Here is a 12,230-nt window from a genome sequence, read left to right as displayed (position 1 = left end):
GCAAACGTGAATACCGTTGCCTTAGACGACATAAGCATATGCTTATCGCTAGAATCATGTGATGATTAACATCTTGTTTTCAACAAAAATACATATACAAAACACATACGGTTTGTGTGGTAAATATAACTTGCGCAAATGAGAGCGGGCGAAAATGACAATAGGCATTGTGATCGCCGCCGCCGGGCGCGGCACGCGGTTTACTCGCGCTGGTGGCAGCGGTAATAAGCTGAACGCATTACTTGGCAACGTAACGGTATTTGAACAAACGCTGAGCCAGGCGCTGGCTTCCGGTATGCCGGTTCAGGTGGTTACCCGGCCGGACAATCTGCCGGTGCAACGGGTTTGCGCCGCGCATCAGATCGCCGTCACGCTGCTGGCCAGCCCCGGTCTGGGCGATTCGATCGCTGCCGGCGTGGCCGCCACGCCACGCTGGGACGGTTGGCTGATCCATCTGGCGGACATGCCGTTTGTCACACCGCAGATTTTCATCCAGACCGCGGCCGCGCTGCGACAATACGCCATCGCACGCCCCTGTTTCGCTCAACGTCCGGGACATCCGGTGGGTTTTTCTGCCGCGTTGCGCGCGCCGTTGTGTGCGTTGCATGGCGACGACGGCGGGCGTAGCCTGCTGCATGGCCAGCAAGTCCATCTGTTTTCTGTTGATTCGGCGGACATCATGCAGGATATTGATTTTCCATCTCAGCTCTCCGCCAGCGAGTGAATAGCCGATGCAACACCTCGATATTACCGTCGTCAGCCAGGCGATAAGCTGGCTTAAACAGCAACCTGTGTGGCTGTGTACCGTGTTGAACACCTATGGTTCATCGCCTCGCTCTCCCGGCGCACTGATGGCTGCGACGCGCGACGGCCATTATTGCGGTTCGTTATCCGGCGGCTGCGTGGAGGAGGATTTTCTACGCCGCATCGGCGAGGGTGACTATCAGGCTGCCAGCCAGGTGATCCGTTACGGTGAGGGGGGGTTGACGCCCAACGTCGCGCTCCCCTGTGGCGGCGTGTTGGATGTGTTGATCGAATACCTGCCGGCCGGCGATGCCAGCATGCGCTATCTGGCGCAAATTGCCGCGGCACTGGATGGGCATCATGCACTGGTGAAACGACTGCGCTTGCCCAACGCCTGCAGCACGCTGGAGGTCACCGAGTTCACCAGCGCGACGCAGGTGGTGCGACAGGATCGGGAGATTATCTTGCATATCGCCGCCGCGCCACGCTTGCTGATCGCCGGTCTGTCCAGCGTGGCGCTGTTTTGCGCCGAATTTGCCCGCGCGTTAGGCTTTGAAGTTCTGGTATGCGAAAACCGCCCTGATGCATTGGACAACTTCGCCAACCAGTTACCGGCCGACGTTACGCTGCTACAGCAGTTTCCAGCGCGGTTTATTGAACAAGGCGGCTGCCATGCCAATACTGCCGTGGTCGCACTGACCCACGATCCGCGCATCGACGACCTGACGTTGATGGAAGCCATTCATACCCCGGCGTTTTACATCGGCGCCATGGGATCGCAGCACAACAGCGCCCGTCGCCGACAACGGCTGCAACAGATCGCCGAATTTACGCCACAGGATCTCGAGCGTATCCATGCGCCCATCGGCCTGCCGCTAGGCAGTAAAACCCCGGCGGAAATCGCCCTGGCGGTGATGGCCGACATCGTGCAGCAAAAAAACCGCACCCACGTCTGAGCCCGCTGACAGCGGGCGATTCCCGCGGCCACTTGGTTACCTTCCTCAATTGAAAACGTTTACATGGCTTTCTGCGCTTTTTTATATCTTCCAATCCGCATGGCATACCGATTAACAATTAATCACCTATTGGAATCATCTCAAAATACGCCATTAATGTAAGCGATTACATTAATGTGATCAGGCGCACTTTTAACCAGCCGCAGGATCAATAACATAGCGGCCAAAGCAGTTTCACCAAGTTTCATTCGGAGGCGTTATGAGTAAAACTTCCGCAGGCAAGGGCCGCACCAATGCCCAATTGACCTTTTTTGTCTGTTTTCTGGCAGCATTGGCCGGCTTGCTGTTTGGGCTGGACATCGGCGTGATCGCTGGCGCTCTGCCGTTTATTACCCATGAATTCCAGATCACCTCTCAGCAGCAAGAGTGGGTGGTTAGCTCGATGATGTTCGGCGCGGCGGTCGGTGCCGTGGGCAGCGGCTGGCTGTCCTTCCGTCTGGGTCGTAAATACAGCCTGATGATTGGCGCGGTGCTGTTTGTCGCCGGCTCTCTGTGTTCCGCCTTCGCGCCAAACGTCGACGTGCTGCTGGTTTCGCGCGTGCTGCTCGGTCTGGCGGTAGGCATCGCGTCATTCACCGCGCCATTGTACCTGTCGGAAATTGCCCCGGAGCGCATTCGCGGCAGCATGATTTCAATGTATCAATTGATGATCACCATCGGCATTCTGGCAGCCTACCTGTCGGATACCGCCTTCAGCTACAGCGGTTCATGGCGCTGGATGCTCGGCATCATCACTATCCCCGCCCTGCTGTTGCTGGTGGGCGTGTTCTTTCTGCCACGCAGCCCACGCTGGCTGGCGTCGCGCGGCCGCGATGCCGAAGCGCACCAGGTACTGGAAATGCTGCGTGATACCAGCGCGCAAGCCAAAGCCGAGCTGGATGAGATCCGCGAAAGTCTGAAGATCAAGCAAAGTGGCTGGGCGTTGTTCAAAGATAACAAAAACTTCCGCCGCGCGGTCTACCTCGGCATTCTGCTACAGGTGATGCAACAGTTCACCGGCATGAACGTGATCATGTACTACGCGCCGAAGATTTTCGACCTGGCCGGCTTTGCCAGCACCGCACAGCAGATGTGGGGAACGGTGATCGTTGGGCTGGTCAATGTGCTGGCCACCTTTATCGCCATCGGGCTGGTTGACCGCTGGGGGCGCAAACCGACGTTGAAGCTGGGCTTCCTGGTGATGGCTATCGGCATGGGCGTGCTCGGCACCATGATGAGCATCGGTATGGCAACGCCGGTGGCACAGTATTTCGCCGTCCTGATGTTGCTGATGTTTATCGTCGGCTTCGCCATGAGCGCCGGCCCGCTGATCTGGGTGCTGTGCTCGGAAATACAGCCGCTGAAAGGTCGTGACTTCGGTATTACCTGTTCGACCGCCGTCAACTGGATTGCCAATATGATCGTCGGCGCAACCTTCCTGACCATGCTAAACAGCCTGGGCAGCGCGCATACCTTCTGGGTCTACGCTGCGCTTAATCTGATCTTTATCGTCCTGACCATCGTGCTGATCCCGGAAACCAAGAGCATTTCGCTGGAACACATCGAACGCAATCTGATGGCGGGCAAACCGCTGCGCGAGATTGGCTCTCGCTAATCCACGTCAACCGCCGATGCTGTGCCTCTGCCGCCCGTTGCCGGGCGGCTTTTTTATGCGTCTTATTTCACACAGCGCGCGCACTGCGCGCTTTGGATCTTCTGGAAGAAGTCATTGCCCTTGTCATCCACCAGGATGAACGCCGGGAAATCCTCTACTTCAATTTTCCAGATCGCTTCCATCCCCAGTTCAGGGTATTCCACGCATTCCAGACTCTTGATGCTCTGCTGCGCCAGTACCGCCGCCGGACCGCCGATGCTACCGAGATAGAAACCGCCGTGCTTGTGACAGGCGTCGGTCACCTGCTGACTACGATTGCCCTTCGCCAGCATGATCATGCTGCCGCCGTGCGATTGCAGCAGATCGACATAGGAGTCCATCCGCCCGGCGGTGGTTGGCCCCAGAGAACCGGAGGCGTAGCCATCCGGCGTTTTGGCCGGGCCGGCGTAGTAAATCGGGTGATCCTTGACGTACTGCGGCAAACCTTCGCCGCGATCCAGGCGCTCTTTCAGCTTGGCGTGAGCAATATCACGGCCAACAATAATGGTGCCGCTCAACGACAGGCGAGTCGACACCGGATATTGCGACAGCTGCTTGAGGATTTCGCCCATCGGTCGGTTCAGATCCACTTTAATGGCTTCGCCTTCGCCGGCCTGCCGCAGTTCCTGCGGGATGTATTTGCCTGGGTTATGCTCCAGTTTTTCCAGCCAGATGCCGTCGCGGTTGATTTTGCCCTTGATGTTACGGTCAGCGGAACAGGAAACGCCCATACCGACCGGACATGAGGCGCCGTGGCGCGGCAGTCGCACTACGCGGATGTCGTGTGCAAAGTATTTACCGCCGAACTGCGCCCCCAGACCGAGGTTTTGCGCTTCCTTCAGCAACTCGGCCTCTAGCGCAACGTCGCGGAACGCCTGGCCGTGTTCGTTCCCTTCGGTCGGCAGCCCATCGTAATATTTGGTAGATGCCAGCTTCACCGTTTTCAGCGTGGCTTCCGCCGAGGTGCCGCCGATGACAAACGCCACGTGGTAGGGTGGGCACGCCGCGGTCCCCAGCGTACGCATCTTGTCGACCAGGTAATCCTTCAGTTTGCCCGGCGACAGCAGCGCCTTGGTTTCCTGATACAGGTAGGTTTTATTGGCCGAACCGCCGCCTTTGGCAATGCAGAGGAATTTGTATTCATCGCCGTCCACGCTGTACAGATCGATCTGCGCAGGCAGGTTGCTGCCGGTGTTGACCTCCTGGTACATGTCGAGCGCCGCGTTTTGCGAATAACGCAGGTTGTCCTCGATATAGGTGTTGTACACCCCGCGCGACAGCGCCTCTTCATCACCGCCGCCGGTCCACACCCGCTGGCCTTTTTTGCCGACGATAATCGCCGTGCCGGTATCCTGGCAGGTTGGCAAAATGCCCTTGGCGGCGATTTCCGAGTTACGCAGGAATTGCAACGCAACGTAGCGATCGTTTTCGCTGGCGTCCGGATCGGCGAGAATGTCGGCCACCTGTTGCTGGTGCGCCGGGCGTAACATGAACGACGCGTCGTGGAAGGCATGCTGGGCGAGGAGGGTCAGGGCTTGCGGGGCGACTTTGAGGATTTCCTGCCCTTCGAATTCGGCAACGGTAACGTGGTCGCGGCTCAGCAGATAGTATTCGGTATCGTCTTTCTTCAGCGGGAACGGATCTTGATAATGGAACGGTTTATTCGACATTTATCTCTCACTTGCAACATCAGCTGCGTTAAATTCACACTTTCAGCGCGTAATTCGGGTTCGCTGCGTCAAAAAAACTCACCTTACCTTACGTATTTTCAGCGAGTCGGTTATTGCGCAAAATCGCAAAATAACCCCTTTAACGGTAAGGAATTACTACTGGCCAAGTTTTTTCAACCTCATCCATTGAGAACTGCGGGTACAGACTCATCAAGCACGAATTATTATCCCGCAGTTAACACCTTGATTACAATCTGTGGTTATCGATCGGGTTATCATTATTGATGGGATATTGTCTGGAACGCTCGCCTGGCCTATGCTAGCGGCAATGAACAAAGTAAGAATCCCCATAGCGCTGCAACAGGCGGTAATGCGCTGTCTGCGAGAAAAACTGCAGCTGGCGGCAGAGCATTTTGCCGAAGAATTTGCCGAACCCAAGATCGTTTACCAGCAACGCGGCACCAGCGCGGGCACCGCCTGGCTGCAAGCCTGGGAAATCCGCCTCAACCCGGTGCTACTGCTGGAAAATCAGCACGCCTTTATCGATGAGGTGGTGCCGCATGAACTGGCGCACCTGCTGGTATTCCGGCGTTTTGGCCGCGTGGCACCGCACGGCAGTGAATGGCGCTGGATGATGGAAAGCGTGTTGCGCGTCCCCGCCAGCCGCACCCATGGTTTTGAAACCGCATCGGTACAGAGCAAAACCTTTCCTTATCAATGCGCTTGCCAACGGCATCAGTTGACGGTGCGCCGCCATAACCGGGTGTTGCGCGGTGAAAGCGAATACCGCTGCCGCCGCTGCGGCGATAAACTAAGATTTATCGCTGGCGAAACGCATGAGTTAAACGATTTATAAGTTAAAACAAGCATATTGCGAGATTTGCTCCTGTCGATAACTTCCGTTACCCTGCCTGCTTTGCCAAATTTGAGCTGTTTTGGAATATGCTTCGCAAAATTTTGTTCGCAGTCATTTTTATCTCCGGCGCGGTACAGGCGCACGGTATCAACAACTTTTCACAAGCCAAAGCCGCGGCAGCCAAAATCAATCAGGACGCCCCCGGCAGCTTTTACTGCGGATGTAAAATCAATTGGCACGGCAAAAAAGGCCTCCCCGATCTCAACGCTTGTGGTTACCAGCCGCGTAAAAACGCCCAGCGTGCCGGGCGCATTGAATGGGAGCACGTGGTGCCTGCCTGGCAGTTCGGCCACCAGCTGCAATGCTGGCAGGATGGCGGGCGCAAAAACTGCAATCGCGATCCGGTCTACCGTCAGATAGAAACCGATCTGCATAACCTGCAACCGGCGATTGGCGAGGTCAACGGCGATCGCAACAACTTCATGTACAGCCAATGGCGCGGCGGCGAAGGCCAGTATGGCCAGTGCCCAATGAAGGTCGACTTCAAGCACAAGCAGGCCGAACCGCCGGCGCGTGCACGCGGCGCCATTGCCCGCACCTACTTCTACATGCGCGATCGTTATCATCTGCGCCTGTCACGCCAGCAGACCCAGCTGTTTGAGGTCTGGAACCGTCAATATCCGGTGAGCCAGTGGGAATGTCAGCGCGAGGCACGCATCGCTAAGGTACAGGGCAACCGCAACCCGTATATTCAACAGGCTTGTCAGCGACAAAAGGGCTGACCTACTATACCCTGCATATTTGAAGCTGCATCGGTGCTGGCACTATTGCTGCCCGCCGAATCTTTTATCTATGGGTCAGAAAAATCTATGCGCATACCTCGCATTCATCACCCGGAGCCGCTGCGTTCCGATACGGAAATCGTCCTGAGCGAAGACGCGGCCAACCACGTTGGTCGCGTACTGCGCATGAGTCCAGGCCAATTGCTGCAACTGTTTGACGGCAGCAACCAGGTGTTCGATGCTGAAATCACGCGGGTGGATAAAAAAAGCGTTCAGGTGCAGATCGGTGCCGGACGGCAGGAAGATCGCGAGTCGCCGCTCAATCTGCATTTGGGGCAGGTGATTTCGCGCGGCGAAAAGATGGAATTCACCATTCAGAAATCCATCGAGCTGGGCGTCAATACCATCACCCCGCTGTTCTCGGAACGTTGCGGGGTAAAGCTGGATGGCGAGCGCCTGGCCAAGAAACTGCAACAGTGGCAAAAAATCGCCATTGCCGCCTGCGAACAGTGCGGCCGCAACCGCATTGCGGATATTCGCCCGGCGATGCCGCTGGAGGCCTGGTGCGCCGAGCAGGACGACAGCCTGAAGCTGAATCTGCACCCGCGCGCCAGCCACAGCATCAATACGCTGGCGTTGCCGGTGAATCACGTTCGCCTGTTGATTGGACCGGAAGGCGGCCTATCCGCCGACGAAATTGCGATGACCTCAGCGCATGGATTTACTGATATCCTGCTGGGGCCACGCGTTCTGCGTACAGAAACCACCGCGCTCACCGCGATCACCGCATTGCAGGTGCGTTTTGGCGATCTGGGTTAAGGAGAAGAGAAAGAATGATTAAGCTCGGCATCGTGATGGACCCTATCGCATCCATCAATATCAAGAAAGACACCAGTTTCGCCATGCTGCTGGAAGCCCAGCGCCGCGGTTGGGAACTGCACTACATGGAGATGAACGATCTCTATCTGCACGCCGGCGACGGCCGTGCCCGCACGCGACAGCTGGCGGTCAAGGAAGACAAGGAAAGCTGGTACAGCTTTGGCAGCGAACAGGATCTGGCGTTGCAGGATCTGGACGTGATCCTGATGCGCAAGGATCCGCCGTTTGATACCGAATATATTTATGCCACCTATATTCTTGAGCGCGCGGAAGTCAAAGGCACGCTGGTGGTCAACAAGCCGCAAAGCCTGCGCGACTGCAATGAAAAACTGTTCACCGCCTGGTTCCCGGAACTGACGCCGGATACGCTGGTCAGCCGCAGCGCGGCACATATCCGCAAGTTTCATCAGCAGCATGGCGACATCATTCTCAAGCCGCTGGACGGCATGGGCGGCGTCTCGATTTTCCGCGTCAAGCAGGACGATCCCAACCTGTCGGTGATCATCGAAACGCTGACCGAACACGGCAGCCGCTTCTGCATGGCGCAGAACTTCCTGCCGGCCATCAAGGAAGGGGATAAGCGCATTCTGGTGGTGGACGGCGAACCGGTGCCCTACTGCCTGGCGCGCATCCCGGCGCAAGGGGAAACCCGTGGCAACCTGGCGGCCGGCGGCCGTGGCGAAGCGCGCCCGCTGAGCGAAAGCGACTGGAAAATCGCCCGCGCGGTAGCACCGACGCTGAAAGAAAAGGGGCTGATTTTCGTTGGTCTGGATATCATTGGCGACCGTCTGACGGAAATCAACGTTACCAGCCCGACCTGCGCGCGCGAGATCGAAGCCGCCTTCCCGGTTTCGATTACCGGGATGCTGATGGACGCCATCGAAAAGCGCCTTGCCGCACGTTAATGTGACCATGATACGGGCGATGGATGTCGCCCGCTGTCGTGACTTCACCGCCTTTTAGCCGCATACTGACGGCTGTTCAACTGCCAATGGATCGAATCCTTTTATCGCCATGAATTTACAGCACCACTTTCTTATTGCCATGCCAACCATGCAGGATCCCCGCTTCAAGCGTTCGGTGATTTATATCTGCGAGCACAACGAAGAAGGCGCCATGGGTTTGGTGATCAATAAACCCGTGGAACAGTTCACGGTAGAAAGCGTGCTGAGCAAACTGCAGATTCTGCCTATCGAACGCGATCCGGCCGTCAACCTCGACAAACCGGTGTTTGCCGGCGGCCCGCTGGCGGACGATCGCGGGTTTATCCTGCACACCCCCTGTTCCGGTTTTGGCTCAAGCATTCAGATTTCGCCGGAAACCATGATAACCACCTCCAAAGACGTGCTGGAAACCCTCGGTACGCCGGAGCAGCCGCAAGACGTGCTGGTCGCTCTCGGTTATGCCGGCTGGGAAAAGGGCCAGCTCGAGCAGGAAGTGCTGGAAAACGTCTGGCTGACCATCGAGGCCGACAGCGATATCCTGTTCCACACGCCGATAGCCAGCCGCTGGCGCGAGGCGGCCAACCGCCTGGGCATCGACATCCGCAGCATCGCCAATCACGCAGGACACGCCTGATGAGTAACCGCACCATCATCGCCTTTGATTTCGGCACCAAAAGCATCGGCGCGGCCATCGGCCAGGAAATTACCGGTACCGCGCGCGCGCTGGCAGCTTTCAAGGCGCAGGACGGCACGCCGGACTGGCAAAAAATTGAAAAGCTGCTGAAGGAATGGCAGCCGGATCTGGTGGTGGTCGGTCTGCCGCTCAACATGGACGGCAGCGAACAACCGCTGACCGAACGCGCCCGCAAGTTTGCCAACCGCCTGCATGGGCGTTTTGGAGTAAAGATCGACCTGCACGACGAACGCCTGAGCACCGTAGAAGCCCGTTCCCACCTGTTCGATCGCGGCGGCTTTCGCGCGCTGGACAAGGGCAGCGTCGACTCGGCGTCGGCGGTGGTGATACTGGAAAGCTGGTTCGAACAGCATCTGGGATAAGTTGGCGTGGCACGCTCGCGTTAGCGTGGCGTAACGGCAATAGCCGATTCCCCCTGGCCAGCGCCTGTTCAGGATAATATTCCCTGCGCAATACGCTGTCGCAGTCCCTGTTCAAAGGTCTGCATACCGAACTGCGCGCCGGTTTGCAGCACGCTGGCCAACTGATGGATTTTGCCGTCGCGGATCAGGCTGCTGACCGCCGGCGTCGCCGTCAGGATCTCAAAAATCGCCGTGCGCCCTCCGCCCGGTTTGTTCACCAGTTTTTGTGCGATCACCGCCTGCAGGCTGCCGGCCAGCTGTGCGCGCACGTAGGGTTTTTCTTCCGCCGGGAACACGTCCACCAGCCGTTCCACCGCCTGCGGCGCGTTGCGGGTGTGCAGCGTCGCCAGCACCAGATGGCCGGTTTCTGCCGCCGTCAGCGCCTGGCGAATGGTCATCAGGTCACGCAGTTCACCCAGCAGAATCACGTCGGGATCTTCACGCAGCGCGGCGCGCAAGGCCAGCTCGACGCTGTGGGTATCACGCCCCAGTTCACGCTGGTGGATCAGCGAGCGCTGGCTGTGGTGAATAAACTCGATCGGATCCTCCAGCGTCAGAATGTGCCGCCGCTGGTGGCGATTGATCTCGTCGATCATCGCCGCCAGGGTAGTGGATTTGCCGCTGCCGGTGGCACCGGTCACCAGGATCAGACCGTCCTCGCGCCGGGTCAACGCCGGGATAATCGCCGGCACCTGCAAGGCGGCAAGCCGGGGGATATGCTCGGCAATCATGCGCAACGCCAGCGAAATACCGCCGTGATGCACAAAGGCATTGGCACGCAGTCGCCGGCCGTCGCGGCTGGTCAGCGTGCCATCGAGCTGGCCACTGGGTTGCAACGCCTGTTGCCGTTGTGGGCCGAGCAGCTTGGCGCATAGGGTCTGTATCGCTGCCGGCGACAGGATTTCCCCCTGCGGCAACGGTTGCAGTTCGCCATCGATGCGCAACATTGGCAGATGTCCGGTACAAAGGTGCAGATCGGAGGCATTATGCTTTACACTAAGGGCCACTAATTCATCGAAATCCATATCAATCTCCTGGGTCAATCATGAGCACTATCCAACAGAACCTGCAGGATGTCAGGGGGCGTATTGATGCCGCAGCCGTAAACTGCGCGCGTGCTCCAGAAGAGGTGTCGCTGCTTGCAGTCAGTAAAACCAAACCTGTCGCGGCGATCGCAGAAGCCATTGCCGCCGGGCAGCGGGCATTTGGTGAAAATTACGTGCAGGAAGGCGTCGACAAGATCCGTCATTTCGCCGCGCTGCCCGACGGTGCCGGGTTGGAATGGCACTTTATCGGCCCGCTGCAATCCAATAAGAGCCGTTTGGTGGCAGAGCATTTCGACTGGTGCCACACGGTTGACCGGCTGCGTATTGCCCAGCGGCTGAGCGATCAGCGCCCGGCTGAACTGCCGCCGCTGAACGTGCTGATCCAGATTAATATCAGCGATGAACAGAGCAAATCCGGCATTGAACTGGCACAGTTGCCGCTGTTGGCGCAGGCGGTAGCGGCACTGCCACGGCTGACGCTGCGCGGTGTGATGGCAATACCGGCGCCGGAGAGCGACTTTCCGCGCCAGCTGGCGGTATTTCGCCAAATGGCCGCGGCGTTCCAGCAGTTGCAACAGGACTATCCGCAGGTCGACACGCTATCGATGGGCATGACTGACGACATGGTCGCAGCAATCGCCGCCGGTAGCACCCTGGTGCGCATCGGCACCGCGATTTTTGGCGCCCGTGATTATTCGCAGGCCTGACAGAACCAACGAGGGACGCAATGCAACATCGTAAGATTACCTTTATCGGCGCCGGCAACATGGCGCGTGCGATTATCGCCGGGTTGGTGAACGGCGGTTATCCGGCACAATTAATCAGCGTCTGCGCGCCTTCGGCGAAAAACCGCGATGCGCTGGCCGCCGATTACGGCGTGATTAGCAGCGACGACAACCTCTACTGTGCGCAGCAGGCCGAGGTGGTGGTAATGGCGGTAAAGCCGCAGCTGATGGAACAGGTGTGCCAACCGCTGCGCCAGCAGGTCGATTTTAGCGGCAAACTGGTGCTGTCGATTGCCGCCGGCATCCAGGTCAGCCGTTTTTATCAGTTGCTGGGCGACAACCTGAATATGGTGCGCATCATGCCAAATACCCCCTCGCTGGTTGGCAAAGGCATGAGCGGTCTGTACGCCCCCGCGCAGGTTAGCCGGCAAGATTGCGAGTTCACCGGCGAGCTGATGGGTTCGGTCGGCAAGGTGTGCTGGGTGGATGACGAAAACGGCATCAACGGCGTCATCGCCGCCGCCGGTAGCGCGCCGGCCTACTTCTTCCTGTTTATGGAATCGATGCAGCAAGAAGCGGAACGCATGGGCTTTAGCAGCCAGCAGGCGCGCGAGCTGGTACAACAGGCCGCCAGCGGCGCCGCCGCCCTGGTGGAGGCCAATCCACAGCTTGCGCTGTCGACCCTGCGGGAACAGGTCACCTCAAAAGGCGGCACCACCGCCGAAGCGCTGCGCGTTTTGAATGAACAACGGCTGCCCGACACCGTCGCCAAGGCGATGCAGGCTGCCGTTGCCCGTGCACAAGAAATGGAAAAATCATTTTAATAGGAGAAGGGCCACT

General features: G+C 58.1%; 13 protein-coding genes. 11 read left to right on the top strand and 2 right to left on the bottom strand.

Annotated elements, in window-relative coordinates; translation table 11 throughout:
* Window positions 1-154 precede the first annotated feature (154 nt).
* The 3 genes from AC2AXP_RS21665 to AC2AXP_RS21655 all read left to right on the top strand — a co-directional run bounded on the left by AC2AXP_RS21665 (window position 155) and on the right by AC2AXP_RS21655 (window position 3,354).
* Window positions 155-724, top strand: a complete 570-nt coding sequence (locus AC2AXP_RS21665; protein ID WP_004958785.1) for a nucleotidyltransferase family protein — start codon at window positions 155-157, stop codon at window positions 722-724.
* Between the two features lie 7 nt (window positions 725-731).
* A complete protein-coding gene (locus tag AC2AXP_RS21660) occupies window positions 732-1,700 on the top strand; it encodes an XdhC family protein (protein WP_371901946.1) in 969 nt (322 codons plus the stop codon).
* A gap of 259 nt (window positions 1,701-1,959) precedes the next feature.
* Window positions 1,960-3,354, top strand: coding sequence for a sugar porter family MFS transporter (locus tag AC2AXP_RS21655; protein ID WP_484381926.1), 1,395 nt, complete (start codon window positions 1,960-1,962; stop codon window positions 3,352-3,354).
* Between the two features lie 62 nt (window positions 3,355-3,416).
* Here AC2AXP_RS21655 and fumA read toward each other — a convergent pair whose 3' ends face one another.
* Window positions 3,417-5,063 (bottom strand): class I fumarate hydratase FumA, encoded by a 1,647-nt coding sequence (gene fumA / locus AC2AXP_RS21650; protein ID WP_004958776.1) that lies wholly within the window; start codon window positions 5,061-5,063, stop codon window positions 3,417-3,419.
* Between the two features lie 328 nt (window positions 5,064-5,391).
* On the opposite strand from fumA, the gene AC2AXP_RS21645 reads away from it, so the two are divergent.
* From AC2AXP_RS21645 to ruvX, 6 genes are all read left to right on the top strand, one after another.
* Window positions 5,392-5,919 (top strand): SprT family zinc-dependent metalloprotease, encoded by a 528-nt coding sequence (locus AC2AXP_RS21645; protein WP_371901944.1) that lies wholly within the window; start codon window positions 5,392-5,394, stop codon window positions 5,917-5,919.
* A gap of 86 nt (window positions 5,920-6,005) precedes the next feature.
* Window positions 6,006-6,701, top strand: coding sequence for a deoxyribonuclease I (endA, locus tag AC2AXP_RS21640; protein ID WP_004958770.1), 696 nt, complete (start codon window positions 6,006-6,008; stop codon window positions 6,699-6,701).
* Between the two features lie 87 nt (window positions 6,702-6,788).
* A complete protein-coding gene (rsmE, locus tag AC2AXP_RS21635) occupies window positions 6,789-7,520 on the top strand; it encodes a 16S rRNA (uracil(1498)-N(3))-methyltransferase (RefSeq protein ID WP_004958767.1) in 732 nt (243 codons plus the stop codon).
* 14 nt (window positions 7,521-7,534) lie between these two features.
* The gene (gshB, locus tag AC2AXP_RS21630; protein WP_484381925.1) at window positions 7,535-8,485 is read left to right on the top strand and encodes a glutathione synthase; all 951 of its coding nucleotides are present in this window, start codon (window positions 7,535-7,537) and stop codon (window positions 8,483-8,485) included.
* A gap of 109 nt (window positions 8,486-8,594) precedes the next feature.
* Window positions 8,595-9,158, top strand: a complete 564-nt coding sequence (locus AC2AXP_RS21625; protein ID WP_004958763.1) for a YqgE/AlgH family protein — start codon at window positions 8,595-8,597, stop codon at window positions 9,156-9,158.
* Complete coding sequence (gene ruvX / locus AC2AXP_RS21620; RefSeq protein WP_004958759.1) at window positions 9,158-9,580, top strand: Holliday junction resolvase RuvX; 423 nt, start codon at window positions 9,158-9,160, stop codon at window positions 9,578-9,580. The genes AC2AXP_RS21625 and ruvX overlap by 1 nt, the downstream gene beginning before the upstream one ends.
* Before the next feature lie 68 nt (window positions 9,581-9,648).
* Here the strand turns inward: ruvX and AC2AXP_RS21615 are convergent, their stop codons facing one another.
* A complete protein-coding gene (locus AC2AXP_RS21615) occupies window positions 9,649-10,644 on the bottom strand; it encodes a type IV pilus twitching motility protein PilT (RefSeq protein ID WP_004958757.1) in 996 nt (331 codons plus the stop codon).
* A 20-nt stretch (window positions 10,645-10,664) separates the two neighbouring features.
* Between AC2AXP_RS21615 and AC2AXP_RS21610 the strand changes: the two genes are divergently transcribed.
* Together AC2AXP_RS21610 and proC are read left to right on the top strand one after the other, a co-directional pair.
* Window positions 10,665-11,372 (top strand): YggS family pyridoxal phosphate-dependent enzyme, encoded by a 708-nt coding sequence (locus AC2AXP_RS21610; RefSeq protein ID WP_004958752.1) that lies wholly within the window; start codon window positions 10,665-10,667, stop codon window positions 11,370-11,372.
* A 20-nt stretch (window positions 11,373-11,392) separates the two neighbouring features.
* Window positions 11,393-12,214, top strand: a complete 822-nt coding sequence (gene proC / locus AC2AXP_RS21605; RefSeq protein WP_198773679.1) for a pyrroline-5-carboxylate reductase — start codon at window positions 11,393-11,395, stop codon at window positions 12,212-12,214.
* Window positions 12,215-12,230 lie beyond the last annotated feature (16 nt).

Source organism: Serratia sp. Sp408 (genome assembly GCF_057180665.1).
The sequence above is the reverse complement of the archived record's forward strand: the minus strand, read 5'-3'. Positions and strand labels throughout refer to the sequence as shown.